At 44.1% G+C, this 15,445-nt stretch carries 22 protein-coding genes and 1 tRNA gene; 10 read left to right on the forward strand and 13 right to left on the reverse strand.

Going from position 1 to position 15,445, the window contains the following annotated elements; genetic code table 11:
• Positions 1–22: 22 nt before the first annotated feature.
• The 5 genes from O3660_RS10760 to O3660_RS10780 all read right to left on the reverse strand — a co-directional run bounded on the left by O3660_RS10760 (position 23) and on the right by O3660_RS10780 (position 2,742).
• On the reverse strand, positions 23–565 hold the full coding sequence (locus tag O3660_RS10760) for a hypothetical protein (protein WP_080974660.1): 543 nt from the start codon (positions 563–565) through the stop codon (positions 23–25).
• A 365-nt stretch (positions 566–930) separates the two neighbouring features.
• Entirely contained in the window at positions 931–1,485 is a 555-nt protein-coding gene (locus tag O3660_RS10765) for a hypothetical protein (RefSeq protein WP_049351611.1), read from the reverse strand.
• A gap of 17 nt (positions 1,486–1,502) precedes the next feature.
• On the reverse strand, positions 1,503–1,790 hold the full coding sequence (locus tag O3660_RS10770) for a hypothetical protein (RefSeq protein ID WP_371464956.1): 288 nt from the start codon (positions 1,788–1,790) through the stop codon (positions 1,503–1,505).
• Complete coding sequence (locus O3660_RS10775; RefSeq protein WP_371464957.1) at positions 1,772–2,290, reverse strand: N-6 DNA methylase; 519 nt, start codon at positions 2,288–2,290, stop codon at positions 1,772–1,774. The genes O3660_RS10770 and O3660_RS10775 overlap by 19 nt, the downstream gene beginning before the upstream one ends.
• A gap of 53 nt (positions 2,291–2,343) precedes the next feature.
• Positions 2,344–2,742, reverse strand: coding sequence for a hypothetical protein (locus tag O3660_RS10780; RefSeq protein WP_049351609.1), 399 nt, complete (start codon positions 2,740–2,742; stop codon positions 2,344–2,346).
• Between the two features lie 739 nt (positions 2,743–3,481).
• Here O3660_RS10780 and O3660_RS10785 point away from each other — a divergent pair.
• On the forward strand, positions 3,482–3,865 hold the full coding sequence (locus tag O3660_RS10785) for a hypothetical protein (RefSeq protein ID WP_053090736.1): 384 nt from the start codon (positions 3,482–3,484) through the stop codon (positions 3,863–3,865).
• Between the two features lie 46 nt (positions 3,866–3,911).
• Here O3660_RS10785 and O3660_RS10790 read toward each other — a convergent pair whose 3' ends face one another.
• From O3660_RS10790 to O3660_RS10805, 4 genes are all read right to left on the reverse strand, one after another.
• Complete coding sequence (locus tag O3660_RS10790; RefSeq protein WP_079453728.1) at positions 3,912–4,175, reverse strand: Txe/YoeB family addiction module toxin; 264 nt, start codon at positions 4,173–4,175, stop codon at positions 3,912–3,914.
• Positions 4,172–4,420 (reverse strand): type II toxin-antitoxin system Phd/YefM family antitoxin, encoded by a 249-nt coding sequence (locus O3660_RS10795; RefSeq protein WP_223169026.1) that lies wholly within the window; start codon positions 4,418–4,420, stop codon positions 4,172–4,174. Before O3660_RS10795 ends, O3660_RS10790 begins: the two co-directional genes overlap by 4 nt.
• Before the next feature lie 507 nt (positions 4,421–4,927).
• Positions 4,928–5,695 (reverse strand): hypothetical protein, encoded by a 768-nt coding sequence (locus tag O3660_RS10800; RefSeq protein ID WP_371464959.1) that lies wholly within the window; start codon positions 5,693–5,695, stop codon positions 4,928–4,930.
• 5 nt (positions 5,696–5,700) lie between these two features.
• Positions 5,701–5,889 carry a Cro/CI family transcriptional regulator gene (locus tag O3660_RS10805; protein WP_049322041.1) on the reverse strand — a complete coding sequence of 63 codons (189 nt, stop codon included), beginning with the start codon at positions 5,887–5,889 and terminating at the stop codon, positions 5,701–5,703.
• A gap of 106 nt (positions 5,890–5,995) precedes the next feature.
• Here O3660_RS10805 and O3660_RS10810 point away from each other — a divergent pair, with 106 nt between their 5' ends.
• The 3 genes from O3660_RS10810 (at position 5,996) to O3660_RS10820 (ending at position 7,571) form a co-directional block, all read left to right on the forward strand.
• Complete coding sequence (locus O3660_RS10810) at positions 5,996–6,646, forward strand: S24 family peptidase (RefSeq protein ID WP_314592678.1); 651 nt, start codon at positions 5,996–5,998, stop codon at positions 6,644–6,646.
• A 250-nt stretch (positions 6,647–6,896) separates the two neighbouring features.
• Positions 6,897–7,055 carry a hypothetical protein gene (locus tag O3660_RS10815; RefSeq protein WP_371464961.1) on the forward strand — a complete coding sequence of 53 codons (159 nt, stop codon included), beginning with the start codon at positions 6,897–6,899 and terminating at the stop codon, positions 7,053–7,055.
• Between the two features lie 219 nt (positions 7,056–7,274).
• Positions 7,275–7,571: a hypothetical protein gene (locus O3660_RS10820; RefSeq protein WP_371464962.1), complete on the forward strand. Its 297-nt coding sequence runs from the start codon at positions 7,275–7,277 to the stop codon at positions 7,569–7,571.
• Between the two features lie 273 nt (positions 7,572–7,844).
• Here O3660_RS10820 and O3660_RS10825 read toward each other — a convergent pair whose 3' ends face one another.
• Positions 7,845–8,465, reverse strand: a complete 621-nt coding sequence (locus O3660_RS10825; protein WP_371464963.1) for a hypothetical protein — start codon at positions 8,463–8,465, stop codon at positions 7,845–7,847.
• 139 nt (positions 8,466–8,604) lie between these two features.
• Here O3660_RS10825 and O3660_RS10830 point away from each other — a divergent pair, with 139 nt between their 5' ends.
• The 6 genes from O3660_RS10830 (at position 8,605) to O3660_RS10855 (ending at position 12,277) form a co-directional block, all read left to right on the forward strand.
• Positions 8,605–8,772 carry a hypothetical protein gene (locus O3660_RS10830; protein WP_168167216.1) on the forward strand — a complete coding sequence of 56 codons (168 nt, stop codon included), beginning with the start codon at positions 8,605–8,607 and terminating at the stop codon, positions 8,770–8,772.
• Positions 8,773–8,883: 111 nt separating this feature from the next.
• Positions 8,884–9,435: a TrbM/KikA/MpfK family conjugal transfer protein gene (locus O3660_RS10835; protein WP_371464964.1), complete on the forward strand. Its 552-nt coding sequence runs from the start codon at positions 8,884–8,886 to the stop codon at positions 9,433–9,435.
• A 29-nt stretch (positions 9,436–9,464) separates the two neighbouring features.
• A complete protein-coding gene (locus O3660_RS10840) occupies positions 9,465–10,343 on the forward strand; it encodes a conjugal transfer protein TraL (RefSeq protein WP_371464965.1) in 879 nt (292 codons plus the stop codon).
• Between the two features lies 1 nt (position 10,344).
• Positions 10,345–10,779: a hypothetical protein gene (locus O3660_RS10845; RefSeq protein WP_371464966.1), complete on the forward strand. Its 435-nt coding sequence runs from the start codon at positions 10,345–10,347 to the stop codon at positions 10,777–10,779.
• Between the two features lie 266 nt (positions 10,780–11,045).
• A complete protein-coding gene (locus tag O3660_RS10850) occupies positions 11,046–11,375 on the forward strand; it encodes a helix-turn-helix domain-containing protein (RefSeq protein ID WP_080974654.1) in 330 nt (109 codons plus the stop codon).
• The gene (locus O3660_RS10855; RefSeq protein WP_318251848.1) at positions 11,291–12,277 is read left to right on the forward strand and encodes a site-specific integrase; all 987 of its coding nucleotides are present in this window, start codon (positions 11,291–11,293) and stop codon (positions 12,275–12,277) included. The genes O3660_RS10850 and O3660_RS10855 overlap by 85 nt, the downstream gene beginning before the upstream one ends.
• Positions 12,278–12,314: 37 nt before the next feature.
• Here the strand turns inward: O3660_RS10855 and O3660_RS10860 are convergent.
• The 3 genes from O3660_RS10860 to glyS form a co-directional block, all read right to left on the reverse strand.
• Positions 12,315–12,390 (reverse strand) — tRNA-Lys (locus tag O3660_RS10860).
• Between the two features lie 59 nt (positions 12,391–12,449).
• The gene (gene apbC / locus O3660_RS10865; protein ID WP_049351619.1) at positions 12,450–13,529 is read right to left on the reverse strand and encodes an iron-sulfur cluster carrier protein ApbC; all 1,080 of its coding nucleotides are present in this window, start codon (positions 13,527–13,529) and stop codon (positions 12,450–12,452) included.
• A gap of 164 nt (positions 13,530–13,693) precedes the next feature.
• A partial coding sequence (glyS, locus tag O3660_RS10870; protein WP_371464967.1) for a glycine--tRNA ligase subunit beta occupies positions 13,694–15,445 on the reverse strand: 1,752 nt, incomplete at its 5' end.

Raw genomic sequence — 15,445 nt, forward strand, 5'->3', positions numbered from 1 at the left:
AGATAAAAGCTCGGTTGGATGTTTATTCGTTTTCCATTGGGCGGTGGCATATGGCAATTTCGAATGAAGTGTTACGGCATATTTCATTTATCCGGTAAATTTCCTGCCATGCCTTATGCAATAAAATGTTCCGCACAATTGGGGTGGCTTTCAATATCCGGTATCGGTAAAAATAAATTTTTCGTCGGTTACACCAAATCCTCAAAAGCTCGTCTTCGTCATTAATCACAATATGCTTCAGAATCAACCCTTTTGAACCCACAGGAAGCAGGTAACGCGGATCAGGGTTATCAAAGTGCCGTCCTGATCCGTTAAAGTCATAAAGAATGTTTGGCTTCATCCCCGCAATATCATGGGTATCTCGTGGTTCAGAAATCTCCCCTTTCCATTCAAAGCACAATGTCGCTGATCGGTTTCCAAGCTCGTGTACCGGGACTTCGCCAAACGTACCCAAAAAATTCATCCCACCATCGTACTCCGTAATTTTAAATGGAGTATCAAACCTGCGGTTTGCTATCAACATATCAAACAAGCGATCAATGTGTTCACGCCTTAGTAAAAGCATTAGTTTTCCTTATGTGTTATTTTCCATCCCTGCCCACGTCAAACACCACTCAAAATCGACAAAGGCAGATATTTTGTCTAAATAGCTCCAGTTTAAGAGCTGTCAGCTACTAGATTGAATAGTACTAATTTTTCATAAATAAAAAAGCCCGCCGTAGGGGGCAAGAGAGAAATAGGCGTGGCAATTTTGCAGGCTGCCGAAGGTGCCGGAAAAGTTGCCTAAGTCTGTTTTTCTCTTGGGGGCGTGGGGACGTTTCTGCCGAACTTTGAGAGGCGGTAACGGGGCTGCGGCGGGCTTCTTTTTTTCAATTTGGCTTAGACAGATAAAGGTCATCTGAAACCGTGATTACAGACGACCTTTATATCTTAGTCATTATAATTAATCTGCTCTACCGTCCACCAAGTGTGAGGGTAATGCGCCTTAAAATCTTCAATTTCCCATTGAATTTCTTCATCATCAATACCTGTATCATAGATATATTTTTTGTTAGAACCTATAAAATGTGTTGCTCTTATACAACCTTTTCTAATGCTTGCTTCAATTTCAGAAACATTTTCCAACATTAATAGATTAATTAGGGCTTCGGTATCCAGCCTCGTTTCAGTAGGAATTTTACCTTTTAGGCATTCTGAAAACATTTTGTCATACGTTTCTCGTGGTAATAAGGCAAATGTTTCTGTCATTGTTCCAACACTGTAATCATGACAGGTGTCTTTCAGCAAATCATAGGTCAAATCTGAACTGCCTTTTAAAGCGGTTGCAAAAAGTTCAACACAATCGTCAGCCGTCAAACCGTAATTTAGTGCATCCATATGTCGCCACATCCGCATAAAAATTTCTCGGATTTCCTTCGGGCTTAATGTCGAAACCTCATTTAAAATACTGTCAACCTTATCCACTTTTTTCACATCTTGAATCATCACGCTTCTTCCTTTCTTTAAAACAAAACCAACTGTTCTTCCAAAGTCAACAAAGGGGCAGTAATCTCCGTTTCTCTTTGGTGGTGCTGTTCTGCATCGAAAGCTGCTTTTTTGTCAGCGACAATTTCAGCTTTCATCTCGTCTTCAAATCCTCCACGCAACCAATGCACCGTCCGCCATGCCGTATGAAATTCAAGTTTCAAACTGTCTCCATGTATGATTTTTGCGGGAATGCCATAAAAATGGCATTGCACAAAACACATCCACACACATAAAACATCAATATCTACCGCAACCGCTGCCATATGTAAGCTTGGAATTTTCCGCTATCGGCGATATGTTCGGCGAAAGCAAGCAGATTCGCACCACTGCCACAACATGGCTCAAGTAAAGAAACAAATCTTTTATTCGTTAGCTTCTCCACCGCGTCGATTCCTGCCAGTCTTGCCATCACTCTTGATATAGACATTGGCGTAAAAAACTGTCCGTTACGCTCGTTCGACGCTCCTAAGTCCATATAAAGTTCGCCCAAAAAATCTTCGTAGTTTCCGACTTTCACCGCTCGAATACAGCCCGAAGCCAAAATGCCTAATAGCTCAGGAAAAATTTTAAAAGCCTCTTCTTTATATTGTCGGCGGATAACGTGGTATCGCTCTTCACGATTTTCCCAATCTTCATCCCGAATATAGCTGTTTAAAACGGCAATCGCTGCCAGCTCAACGAAATCACGAAAAACATCAGAAGGTTTGTATGCAGCACCAAACGAATAAATACGTTTTTTCAGCTCTTTAACAGTGTTTTCCATCTTCTTGCTCCCTATGGTTTCAGACGGCCTTTACCGCCTGAAACCGTGTACCATTACCACCAACTGTCATAAAACACTGCTTGTCCCTTAGCTATTGCTAGACGGGCATTTGCAATAAAGTTTTTAGTTTCTGTAATGTCTTCGGGATATATCTCATCATCTCCAAAGAAAAAGCCCGGAGTGTATTCCAATTTTTCTTCATTTAAATCAGATTCCAGACGGTCTAAATCTTCAAGTTCTAGCCGAACAGTGCAGCAATTAAAGACTTCAGCTTTTCCGCTTTTTTGACGATATAAGTTTTCCATCCAACCATGAAGATGGTTAAATTTCCGCCAGTAGGCAAAATGATTCAGTGCTGCTTCTTCGCGTTCATCTTCACTCACATTCACATCAGTTTGACGGTCGCCGACAAACTCGGCTTTCATGGTATAGCCATACATATCTAATCCCATCTGATAGTCCTTTCATAAATGTTCATTCACAAATAAACAACCATCGGGGGCATCTGCCGCCGTGTTGTGATGTCGTTAAAAATTTCAAAGCGCAAAAAGTCCAGACTGGCTTTGTGCGGCTTTCATCTTTGTCCGGTGCGCCTTCTGTGGCGTGGTGGAAAAGGTGGAAGACGTGCAGAGACACTTGTCTTGGTCTGGACTTTTTGCGCTTTGAAATTTAGACATCAACCAACAACACGGCGGCAGATGCCCCCGATGGTTGTTCAAACCTTCAGCCGCTTTGCGGCGTTTCCGCCCTTTTGGGCGGAATCAGGGTGGTAAAACCACCCTGTTTTTGGCACTCGTTGCCTATCCTGCATTGTAGTTAGAATTTATTGGTACTTAGCCAATATCCTTTTTTGAGAGAAGAAGTACGCGCGGATAGGAGGTATTTGTTGTTTAATTGTTGTATATGTGTTGTTATTTTGTTGTAAATAGGTTGTATAGTTGTTGTAATAATGTTGTATATGTTGTTTTATTATTGTAATAATGTTGTATATGTTGTTTTATTATTGTAATAATGTTGTATTTATGTTGTAAAAATTCTTGTATATTTGTTGTTTATATGTTGTTTGAATGTTGTATATATGTTGTTTTTAGTTGTTTATTGTTGTAATAGGTTGTATTAATGTTGTATAAGTGTTGTATAGGTTGTAAAATAGGTTGTATAAATGTTGTTATGATGTTGTAAGAGGTGTGTATGAGTGATTTAGAAGATTTCATCAAATCGTATGAAAATAAATTGAGTTCAGGGAAACGGTCCGTACTGGAGCCTTATAAAGATGAAATTTTAGAAATGAAGCAGCTTGGGTTTACTGAAAAACTGATATTGCAGTTTTTGGCTGAAAAGAAAAATATAAGAGTAAGCCAACAGGCATTAAATCGATTCATCCGTTCCCGGCTTCAAAAAATGAATTTAGGAGCTGAAATAAAGGTAGAAGAATCTCAAAATGATAATAAATTAATTAATTCAAAAAGCCCTGTTTCTCAACCTGAAAAGCAAAAAGAAACTTTGGCTCAATCCACTTCCGGAAAGAAAAAATTTGATTGGCAAAATCAGATTAACCCAGAGGACTACAAATGAAAAAGCCGTCTGAATTTTCAGACGGCCTCAGAGTCAACAAGTTGTTTTAGCGTTCGTAATGGTATCGGCAGGCATATACAGTTACCGTATCTTCATCTACCGAATAAACCAAACGGTGTTCCCGATCAATCCTTCGCGACCATAAGCCCGATTTATGGTGACGAAGTGGTTCGGGTTTACCGATTCCCTTCGGATGGTTGGCTTTAATATCTTCCAAAAGCAACTTAATCCGTTCAACCTTCCTAGCATCATGCTTTTTCCAATATGCCAAATCTTCGGCGGCATCAGCGGTAAAACGGTGCTTTCTCACAGATCAACCTCTACAAATTCCCCCTGTTCTGCCTGAGCCAGCGAGTGCTCCAAACGTGCAGCATTAGTAGGATTTCCGAACAGGTAAAGTGTCTCCATAATAGAGCTGTACTCTTCCTCAGACATCAAGACACAGTTCCCTCCGTTCCGGCGCGTAATATGTGTTACTACTTGGTCTTCACAAACTTTAGTCATAACTTGCGCCAAATCTTCACGGGCTGCGGTGTAGCTGATTACATAGTCCATTTTATATATCTCCATTGGGCAATATAATTTATTGTACAGTAACCCTGTACATATTTCTAACGATTTATCCACAAAACCTGTACATATCTCTCCCTCAAAAAGAGTCTATATCCTCTCAAACGTCAATATCCATCTACATCCATCATAAATTGCACAAAAAACAGTCAGGCGTGAGCCTGTAATATTTTTTGATAGTAGTCTGTGGATGTGGTCTTTGTATAAAGGTCGTCCTATACGGACAAAGTTCTCTGTCTTCTAAAGCCAAAGTTCTTTGTTCAATATGTACAAACACAATGTTTTCAATTACTTATTTTCAACATAAAAACCTATTTTTTAAATCTGATTGGGATAAAAAAGGGAAACGGAGCAAAAAAACAGCCGATCACATCTCTAATTTTTGAAGAGAACAGGAAAAAATCACTTTCAGACGGCCTAATTACCGGCAAAAAAACACAAAAAAAGCTGCCGGAGCAGCTTTGGGGCATGGCTGTGCCAACAGCCTGATGATTACTGTTTTTTCTTGTAGTAATTTATGAGATTTTGACGATTAGGATTGTCAGGATTCCGCTGTCCGCCTGTATCGGGCGGCGGGTCGGCGGATTGTTTGATTTGCGCTTCGTATTCCGCCATAGCTTTGCGCGTGGCCGCTTCGGACGTCGGTGGCGCAGGGATGTTGGGGGAACGGTCGGATGGATAGAAGCCTGCCCAGCCGTTCAGAATCGATTTCTGCATCACGGCATTGAGGTCGTAGTTTTTGTTTTTGAGGTCTTTAAGTTGTTTGAGCAGGATTTTTTTCTGCTTGATATTGAGGGGCTTGCCTTTTTCGGCACGCATCTTCAGAAAGTCATTCCAAAGTGTGAGGTTAATCCACTTCTCAAGGCGGAAATTGTCGGTATCGATATGATAACGGCTGTCGAATTGCGGCACTGCCTCACCTTTAACTAGATAGCAAAGCTCCAATAACCGCTCTTTGTTGAGCTGCCAGTGCATTCTGCCATGTACGCCTGCGCGTCGGCATTGGATCACGCCTTTGCCCAATAAAAACTTTCTCGCTTTCTCGTACCCACGTCGCGTCAGTCCGAACTCATCAAATAACTGGGTAGCCGTCTTGTATATCCAGCCCTGACGTTTCGGCTCTTTGTCAGCCACATCGCTCCACCAAAACAGCCCCGACAATAACGTCGCCGCCTGAATATTGGAGCCGCACAAAAGCCCGAACTCGCGATAAACCACGAAGTCCGTTGTGATGTGATGACGAAGGTCGGCTGTGAGCATAGGATTTATTTTGCTCTTTTGTTATAAAGCGAGGGGTTAACTTTCAATTTTCCCTTTGTTATCTTTTCAACCTTATATGCTTGCTTTTCAGGAATGATATCTTTCCACTGAGTAACTGCTGAGGGGCTAACATCCAAATGTTGAGCAGTGGCACTTTTTGAACCGAAATATTCCAGTACATCAACTTTAAACATAATTTTTACCTGTCATTTTAAGTATTCTTAAATTATAAGTGTGAAGAAAACTTAAAGCAAGATGAGTTAAGATTACTTAAATCAATTTCGCAAACAGGTTTGAACCGTGGAAACTTCAATTGGACAAAGAATACGGCATAAACGAAAGGAGTTCGGTTGGACTCAACAAGAGCTTGCAAAGAAGCTCAAAGATGTCTCGCATGTAGCTATTTCTCAATGGGAGTCGAACACAACCAAGCCAAATGCTGAAAATTTATATGAACTATCTCAGATTCTTGGGTGTGACTTCGGCTGGCTTTTAAAGGGAGAAGGCGAAAATACAAATGTCTTATTTTTAGCTGATCCGGAAATTAAAAAAATTCCAATTTTGGAAATTACTCAACTCGAACATTGGCATATCGGTATAGACATACCAACCCCAATAGAAAGAGAGTACCTTATGAGTAATATCCATAAACCCAGCAAATGTTTTGCTTTGAAAGTTCTGGATGATTCCATGAAACCTGATTTTGTAGAGGGAGATATGATTGTAATTGACTCAGAACAGAAGCCAGCACCTGGAGAGTTTGTAGTGGCTCGAGTTGATAAAGACATTTTATTTAGAAAGTATCAAGTTGAGAGCTCCGTGAATGGAGAGGCAGAATATTTCTCTCTTACCCCACTTAATCAGGATTTTCCCCCATTCTCATCTTCTCGGCACTCAATTGAACTTCTTGGCACAATGGTAGAACATCGGATTTTTAGAAGGAAAAGATAATTTCCTGATTCACCCGAGATAAAAGGTCGCCTGTGAAAACAGGCGGTCTTTTTTTATTCATACAAAGCAATAACTTACAGCAATGTTACTAAAAAAATTAAGAAATCTTAAAATTTAGCTTGCTTAATAATTTAAGATGACTTAAAATTCATCCAGTCACAGATTTAAGCTCTTTAACAATTTGTAATGAAGCAACCGGCCTTCGGAGTTTTTTTGGAGTATAAACCCCGAAAAAACAGGCGTAGAAAAGGTGATCGAGCCTTTGGGTAAATCGGACAAACGGTTGCAGGCAGCATCCGACCTGCCAAAAAAAATGCCGCGCATCCGGGTTGCCCAGTGGGGTCCGGTAACAGGCGGCAAGTTGGACGTATTTCTTAATCGGGACGTATTCCCGATGCAGCAGCGATAATCTGCGGACAAGCTGCAAAATACATTTTGATTTTTATATTCCCTGCCGTGAGCGGGTATTTATCGGAAAAGTCCGATAGGGCAAATGCCCAAATGTTCAGACGGCGCTACCCGTCTTTAAACATGTATCCAAATCCAAGCCCGCTTGTGCAAGAAGCGGGTTTCCGTTTGGGTTCATCTGAAATAATCAGACAAATTATTATAGTTCAAAGGTGTCATTATGATGAATATGATAAAGGCTAAGATTAAAGAACTGCAAAACAAGGCAGCAAAAATCAGTGAACATTTTGAAAACCAATCGTCAGTTTATGTGCGTTCGGGACAGGATATTTTTGAGGCGAACCGTGAGAATCACGATGACGCATTCCTCGCATCGCGCGTCGCAAATGAATACTGGTGGAAATTCGAGTGGTTTCTAAATGACAGTGATCTTTGGAAAGATAGCGATTTTGACGATATTGAAGAGATTGCGGAGGAATTTGAGGGTAGGTTTGCGGGATTTTTTCGGGAGAGTTGAAAACAAGGTTGTCTGAAAACGTGCTTTAGACAACCTTTTCTACCGCCTTAGTTCACATTTGGAGATGAATGATAAGTGGACTGCTGCAATAAAATCAGACTGTCTATAATTTTAACATGGGCGTTGTTGCATTCATTCTATATATTCCGAGGCTGGAAAGAGTACGATAGGCAATCGGCTCTGACAACGATAGCCATCGGCTTTCAGGTGTGGATTATATCGGAAATGATTATTTGGTTATCCTTGGATGTCGGCTCATGCCACGGTTGCTCCTCATGGTTTAGGTGATGGATATTCCTGCATCTCTACTTTGAGTGGATAGCTAAGTATGAATCGGTAACACGTTGTATCATCTTTTCGTATGGCAATACTACCTTGACTTGTTTTGCAGTCGGAATAGCTGTACGCATCCAACATGAGTGGCCAGCGATCATACTCGGTAGCTTTATCATATGCTTTGATAATAAGCCCCCACATCATTAAGAGTGTTATTGCATAGATACCTTTTTTAAAAGATTTAAATAACGGGGCATTTCTACCCTCTATCATGAGTTTGAGTATATGCCACAAGATTGGAAGTGTTAAAAACGTAATAGCAGTGATGATAGTCCATACAGAAATTGAATAGTTAAGATATTCGGGATAGATCCCATATTTGTGATTGAAATGATGGATCGAAAATATTTTGGCAATAAATAATGCAAGTGCTGAAGAAACAAATAGTTTCCACGTCCATTTGAATTTTATTGAGATTTCACTATGGTTTTCCCATAGCTGCCAAGCGGAAAATATCACGCATAAAAAAATAAATAGAGGCAGACTTTTTATCAAAAGCGAGCCATAAACAACACTGATAGTAATATTTTCAAATAACTCTTTTTGTTTGTTTTTCATGGGCATTTCTTGTTTCGTGTAAAGAGAAGATGTGGTAATCCAATCTTAACACGGGTAGAGAAATGCCCGCCTATTCTCAAGGTCGTCTGAAAATGGTTTCAGACGACCTTCACTTCATCTAAAAGCGAAAGGAAGTAACATGAAAAAAATCCGCAAGCCCGTTAAGCAAATCATTATTGGTACTTATCATAGTATGAGAGCCGCATCTAAACAGGTTGATCTGTTGATGAGGGGTAATGGTGATTTGTGTGTGAATATCGTTCAGGATGGATGTAAGTTCCAAGTTCGCACAGTTGTTTGGCAATGAAAAAGCCGCTTTCATTCAAAAGCGGCTTTTAAGTTGAGATGGATGATCTCGTAGGGGTACGCAGATTATCCTTTTTTTCGTCTTTTATTTCAATATGGAAAAGGTGTGTGTATGAAAAAATCTTTGGGTTTGTTAATTGCGGCGTTACTGGGAGCAGCGCCGGCGACTTATGCTGACGATGTGCTTACAGGCGATACGCGCTTGGCGTGTGAGGCAATTTTATGTCTGTCATCAGGTGATCGTCCAAGCGAATGTGCGTCTTCTATTAGACGATATTTTTCGATTCGCCACAAAAAATTGGGCGATACCATCAAGGCGCGTCGTAACTTTTTAAAAATGTGTCCAAGTAGTTCGGAAAGTGCCGAAATGTCGGGTTTGGTTGATGCAATTGCAAATGGAGCTGGCCGGTGTGACGCTCAAGAGTTGAACCGTATGATGCGTTATTCAAGGTTTGAGAAGGTATGCGAACAAAAAAACAAATATCGCTTTGGCCGACAATATACGTTTGATGAAAATTGCCAGACGGTTAAAAAGTTTTACGTCAGACCTGATAAACCGGAATACTGCAAGGCTTATTACGACCACGGATGGACGACTGCGGGCGATAAAGTTCGATATGTCGGCGAAGAGAAGAATGGTGGTCGCTGGGTAGATATTCGTTAAATCTTCACTCCTGCTCTACATAGGCATAAATGTTTAGCAGCTTCGGCAGCCCTGCTTATAGGGCTGCTTTTTTTACAAACACAAACTTGTTCAGGGACGAGCAGGTTTCTTTTTGTAAAAAATCATTTGAACAAACGAAAGGTTATGCCATGAAAGAAGTCCATTTTATTGCACAAGGTAAAGGCGGCGTTGGTAAATCAACGATTGCAAGTTTTTTAGGTGACTACCTCAAAGCAAAAGCCAGTGGAGAGCAACTGCATTGCTTTGATACTGATCCCGTAAATCCTTCTTTTAGCCGTTTCTCGGCGTTAAATCCTGAAGTAATCGATATTTTAAATGACAGTAATAATATTGATTCCCGCTATTTTGATGGATTGATTGAGAAGCTGGTAAACGAGGAAGGTATTGCTGTCATTGACAACGGGGCTGCTACTTTTGTGCCATTGATGTCTTATATGGCAGAAAACGAAGTACCGTCCTTCTTGGCCGAAAACGGTATCCGCATGATTATTCATGTACCACTTGTAGGTGGACAGGCTCTTGATGACTGTATTACAGGTTTGGTGCAAACGTTAAATGCTTTACAGGCTGAAGTGGTTATTTGGCTTAACGACTTTCAAGGTGTGGTAACTAAAGATAAACCGTTTGAAGAATTTGGTGTTTATAAGCAATACAAGGATCGTATTATCGGTGTGGTACATATTTCACATCGCAACCCTGATACGTTTGGTGCAGATATAAAGGAAATGACAACCAAAAACCTGATTTTAACTGAAGCACAAAATTCAGGTGAATTTGGCTTGATGCCTCGCCAACGTCTGCGTACGGTACAGCGTGAGTTGTATGAACAACTGGATCAAATAGAGTTTTTGGCTACTCAACGCCAACCGGAAAAATCAGAGGCATGATATGGGAAAAGCAGAAGTAGATGCCATTATTGCCGAAGTGTTCCGGGTTTCAGGTATCAAACTTACAGCAGACGACCCGGTTATTGCTATTCTGTTGGTACAGGAAAGCCGGCTGAAAGCCTTGTTTGAAGAACAACGTAACCGTACTTGTGAGGATTTTGACGGAATTACTGCTGAAATCGAAGAACCGTTGAAAACGGCAGTTCAAATTGCTGAAGATTTGAAGACTTATCGTGAACAGATTATGGCAGATCTTCTAGCAGGGTATGGTAAAGAGCTAGCTGAAAGTGAAGGCAAGATGTACGCCTCAATCCAAGCCAAAATTGACAAACAAATGAAGGGATACCTTGACGAAGTAACAACGAAGATAAACCGGTCATGGTTAGTTGCGGCACTGATTTTCTTCTGTTCCATACTTGTTCTGAAATTTGTTTAGGGAACTTTATGCTGATAGAGAAGAGTGTAGAAGTTGTTACCGTAAAAGTAAGCGCCCTGTTTAATCCAAAGGATGATCAGTTTCCTCACTTCCGTCTCGTTCCACTCGAAGCAGACAGGCAGGGTTATCTCTGCCTGCTGTTTTATATCGACCGAAACAACTTTTTAGTATTGGAATCCCGTATCAAGCGATATGCGTCAGTTAGACGGCTGTCGCTACTACAGGAAAACGCGCCCTACACGGTTTATGAAATATCGAGGTAATCCATGAAGACATATGACGTGAAAGAAGCGGCTCAATACTGCAAATGCCATCCCGAAACTATACGGGAGCATATCCGCTCCGGCCGTTTGGCAGCCTCCATGCCCGGACGGAAATATTGTATCACGCAGCCCGCACTTGACGCATTTATAAACGAACTGGAAAATGCGCGGATGCTGGCTTCACTCGAAAGTAGGAGTGAACAAAAATGCCGATCTATAAACGCGAAAACGGCGTCTATTACATTGACATCACAACGCAAAGCGGTCAAAGAATTAGACAATCTTCTCGCACCAAAGACAAAAATGAAGCCCAAAGGCTGCATGACAAACTGAAACATGAATTGTGGCAGCAGGAACATTTCAACGAAAAACCGAAACGACTGTGGGATGAAGCGGCAGTCCGGTGGATTGAAGAGATGGGGGACAAGAAAAGCATCAGGGATGACATAAGCCGTTTGCGCTGTCTAGTTCATTTCAGAGGTATCTTCTTGCACCATATGAGCCGTGATTTCATCATGCAGACTATTAACCGCATGACTTGTTCGGACAGTACCAAAAATCGCTATCTTGCCTTAATCCGATCGATTTTGAATAAGGCGGAAAAAGAATGGGGCTGGCTGGACAATGTGCCGAAGTTGAAACTGTATCGTGAAGCCAAACGCCGTATCCGTTGGCTGAAGCATGAAGAAGCCCAAAGGCTGATTGATGCCCTGCCGGAGTATTTAGCTGATATGGCAGTGTTCAGTTTGGCGACAGGCTTGCGGCAACGCAATGTACTGGGGCTGAAGTGGTCGCATATCAATCTAAGTCGCAAGACGGCATGGATTGAGGCAGACGAAGCCAAAGCAGGACGCGCTATCGGCGTTGCCCTGAATCAGACGGCACTCGGTATATTGGAAAAACGGATGGGCAAACATCCATCTTTTGTTTTTACTCTACCAAACGGTAAACCCGTGAAAAGCATCAGTTCGCGTGTTTGGAAAAACGCATTGTCTCAGGCAGGCATTGTTGATTTCAGATGGCACGATCTTAGGCATACATGGGCAAGTTGGTTGGTACAAGCCGGAGTTCCGCTCGCCGCTTTGCAGGAAATGGGTGGTTGGGAAAATGTCGGGATGGTTCAGAAGTATGCCCATCTAGCCCCCGAACATTTGCACGGACACGCGGCTATATTGGACAGTGTCGGTCTTGGCTTCGACACAAAACAGGCACACCCCAATATAGGCGGTAGCTAAGAAAAAAGCCTAAACAATTGTTTAGGCTTAGGAAAAGTGGTGGGTCGTGAGCGATTCGAACGCTCGACCAACGGATTAAAAGTCCGCTGCTCTACCGACTGAGCTAACGACCCGATAAGCTGTGCATTATAGAGACGGGTCACACAGCTGTCAACACCTTTTTTAAACTTTTTTATTCGACGACGATTTTCGGGAAGCGGCTGCTGAAGTCTTTGCCTTTATCGGCAATGGCCAGCGCGATTTGGAATGCGGCTTCGGTGTAGATGTCGGCGATGGTTTGGTTGTTTTCAAACAAGGCAGAAGATGTGCCGCTATCCATGGCTTCGCGTACAGGCAGACTCAACGGAAGCTGGCCGAGCAACGGTACGTTCAAACGCTCTGCCAAGTTTTTACCGCCTTCTGCGCCAAAGATTGCTTCGGCATGGCCGCAGTTGGAGCAAATATGGACAGACATGTTTTCCAAAACGCCCAAAATCGGGATATTGACTTTGTTGAACATATCCACGGCTTTGCGTGCATCAATCAGGGCGATGTCTTGCGGCGTGGTGACGACAACGGAGCCGGTCACGGGGATTTTTTGCGACAGGGTCAATTGGATATCGCCGGTACCGGGCGGCAGGTCGATGAAGAGATAATCGACATTGTCCCACTCGCTTTGGAACATCAGCTGTTGCAAGGCTTGGCTGACCATCGGGCCGCGCCAAACAACGGCTTGGTCGGTATCGACCAGGAAACCGATAGACATTACTTGAATGCCGCTTTCGGCCTCAACGGGAATCAGTTTTTTGTTTTGTTGGTCGGGTTTGCGGTCTTGCACGCCGAGCATGGTAGGCTGGCTTGGGCCGTACAGGTCGGCATCGAGTACGCCGACGCGCGCGCCCATTCTGGCCATTGCGGTGGCAAGATTGGCAGTGGTCGTTGATTTGCCGACACCGCCTTTGCCGGATGCAACGGCAATAATGTTTTTCACGCCTTTGATGGTTGCCACGCCGGGTTGGACTTTGTGCGTACCGATTTCGGTATCGATACTTAAGTGGATATGCGTGTCGCCGGTATGTGCCATGACGGCTTCTTGGAGGGCGTTGGCAATGTCTGCTGCGATATGGGCAACTGGGAACGCGAATTTCAGGCCGATATGCAGGCCGTCTGAATGCTCTTCCAGAAGCGAAACGGCTTTTTCGCTGCCCAAAGTGCGTATTGTGGTGGGAATCAACACGGCATCGAGTGCGGTTCGGATGGCTGGAATATTCATAATCTGCCTCTTGAATGTGGGAAATTGTTTGATGTGCGCGATTTGCCTGCCTGACAAATCTGCTGAATTATACCCTTGAACACCATGCAAGGGATACGCCCGAAAAACTTCAGGCTGCCTGAAACATCGGGCAGCCTGAAAAAAGGGGCAACTGAAACGCGGCCTTACTCGCTCAAGAGCGCAATGTCGGCAACTGCGTTCATTTGTTCTGCCAAGCGGTTCAGCAAGTTCAAACGGTTTTGTTTCACGGCGGCATCTTCGGCCATCACCATCACGCCGTCGAAGAATGCGTCGACTTGCGGCTTGACGGAAGCCAGCTCGGACAAAGCAGTTTGGAAATTGCCTTCGGCAACGGCGGCGGAGATTTTCGGCTGCAAACCTTGCGCGGCGGCGTACAGGGCTTTTTCTTCGTCCTGTTGCAGCAGGCTTTCATCGACTTCACCCAACTCGGCATCGGCTTTTTTCAGCAGGTTTTGTACGCGTTTATTGGCTGCGGCCAATGCGGCGGCTTCGGGCAGCTGTTTGAACGCGGCAACGGCCTGCAGTTTGGCCACTACGTTGTCCAAACGGCGCGGCTGTTTCGCCAATACTGCGGCAACGATGTCTTGCGGATAATCGTTTTGCAACAACACGGCCAAACGCGCCTGCATGAAGTCGGCAGTTTCAGACGGCGTTTTCTCGTTGAGCAAACCTTGCGGGAAGCTGTTGAAGGCCGTCTGAATCAGTTCGTTTACGTCCAAACCGTACTGCATCAGCATACGCAAAATACCCAATGCGGAGCGGCGCAGGGCATATGGGTCTTTGTCGCCGGTCGGAATCAGACCGATACCCCAAATGCCGACCAAGGTTTCCAGTTTGTCGGCCAAAGCAACGGCGGTTGCCACTTTGCCGTTCGGCAGGTTGTCGCCGGCAAAGCGCGGTTGGTAGTGTTGCTCGATGGCTTCGGCGATTTCTTCGGTTTCTCCGTCCAAGCGGGCATAGTATTTGCCCATGGTGCCTTGCAATTCGGGGAACTCGCCGACCATTTCGGTTACCAAGTCGGCTTTGGCCAAACGTGCGGCGCGCTCGGCTGCGGCGGCATCCGCGCCCAATGCTTTGGCGATATGGGCGGCAATGCTTTGCAGACGCTCGATGCGCTCGGCTTGCGAACCGATTTTGTTGTGGTAAACCACGCTGGACAATTTCGGCAGGCGGCTTTCCAAAGTCGCTTTTTGGTCTTGTTTGTAGAAGAACTCGGCATCAGACAGGCGCGCGCGCAAGACGCGTTCGTTGCCTTGGATGATGTGTGACGGGTCTTCGGTTTGCAGGTTGGAGACCAGCAAGAAGCGGTTCATCAGCTTGCCGTTTTGGTCGAGCAGCGGGAAGTATTTTTGGTTTTGCTGCATGGTCAGAATCAAGCATTCTTGAGGCACGGCGAGGAAGTGTTCTTCAAAACCGGCTTCCAATACCACAGGCCATTCGACCAATGCAGTCACTTCATCCAACAAGGCTTCATCAGCGGCAACGGTCGCTTTCAGACGACCTGCCTGCTCGTCCAAGGCCGTCTGAATCGCGGCTTTGCGTTCGGCAAACGATGCTTCCACTTTGCCTTGCTCACGCATTTGTGCGGCGTAGCTGTCGGCGTTTTCAATGGTGATTTCGCCGCCGGAAAGGAAGCGGTGCCCCAAGGTTTGATTACCGCTTTGCAGGCCCAAAACGCTGACGTTTACGATGTCGCCACCGTGCAGCACGATCAGGCTGTGTACAGGGCGCACGAAGGTAAATGTGCTGCTGCCCCAACGCATGACTTTAGGAATCGGCAGTTTTTTCACTGCTGCATTGATGATGTCTTCCAAAAGCTCGCCCAGCGGTTTGCCGGTTTGGACGTATTCGTAGGCGTACACGTCTTGCTTGCCATCGTTAATGATGGTCAAGTC

It is taken from the genome of Neisseria sp. 27098_8_139 (assembly GCF_041433195.1).
GTDB lineage: Bacteria > Pseudomonadota > Gammaproteobacteria > Burkholderiales > Neisseriaceae > Neisseria > Neisseria subflava.

Bases quoted from the DNA above. Each gene is read 5' to 3' on its own strand.
- O3660_RS10760 (WP_080974660.1), bottom strand. From the start codon at position 565: ATGCTTTTACTAAGGCGTGAACACATTGATCGCTTGTTTGATATGTTG.
- O3660_RS10780 (WP_049351609.1), bottom strand. From the start codon at position 2,742: ATGGGATTAGATATGTATGGCTATACCATGAAAGCCGAGTTTGTCGGC.
- O3660_RS10765 (WP_049351611.1), bottom strand. From the start codon at position 1,485: ATGATTCAAGATGTGAAAAAAGTGGATAAGGTTGACAGTATTTTAAAT.
- O3660_RS10775 (WP_371464957.1), bottom strand. From the start codon at position 2,290: ATGGAAAACACTGTTAAAGAGCTGAAAAAACGTATTTATTCGTTTGGT.
- O3660_RS10820 (WP_371464962.1), top strand. From the start codon at position 7,275: ATGATGAATATGATAAAGGCTAAGATTAAAGAACTGCAAAACAAGGCA.
- O3660_RS10830 (WP_168167216.1), top strand. From the start codon at position 8,605: ATGAAAAAAATCCGCAAGCCCGTTAAGCAAATCATTATTGGTACTTAT.
- O3660_RS10845 (WP_371464966.1), top strand. From the start codon at position 10,345: ATGGGAAAAGCAGAAGTAGATGCCATTATTGCCGAAGTGTTCCGGGTT.
- apbC (WP_049351619.1), bottom strand. From the start codon at position 13,529: ATGAATATTCCAGCCATCCGAACCGCACTCGATGCCGTGTTGATTCCC.
- O3660_RS10805 (WP_049322041.1), bottom strand. From the start codon at position 5,889: ATGTTTAAAGTTGATGTACTGGAATATTTCGGTTCAAAAAGTGCCACT.
- O3660_RS10770 (WP_371464956.1), bottom strand. From the start codon at position 1,790: ATGGCAGCGGTTGCGGTAGATATTGATGTTTTATGTGTGTGGATGTGT.
- O3660_RS10785 (WP_053090736.1), top strand. From the start codon at position 3,482: ATGAGTGATTTAGAAGATTTCATCAAATCGTATGAAAATAAATTGAGT.
- O3660_RS10850 (WP_080974654.1), top strand. From the start codon at position 11,046: ATGAAGACATATGACGTGAAAGAAGCGGCTCAATACTGCAAATGCCAT.
- O3660_RS10840 (WP_371464965.1), top strand. From the start codon at position 9,465: ATGTTTAGCAGCTTCGGCAGCCCTGCTTATAGGGCTGCTTTTTTTACA.
- O3660_RS10795 (WP_223169026.1), bottom strand. From the start codon at position 4,420: ATGGACTATGTAATCAGCTACACCGCAGCCCGTGAAGATTTGGCGCAA.
- O3660_RS10825 (WP_371464963.1), bottom strand. From the start codon at position 8,465: ATGAAAAACAAACAAAAAGAGTTATTTGAAAATATTACTATCAGTGTT.
- O3660_RS10800 (WP_371464959.1), bottom strand. From the start codon at position 5,695: ATGCTCACAGCCGACCTTCGTCATCACATCACAACGGACTTCGTGGTT.
- O3660_RS10835 (WP_371464964.1), top strand. From the start codon at position 8,884: ATGAAAAAATCTTTGGGTTTGTTAATTGCGGCGTTACTGGGAGCAGCG.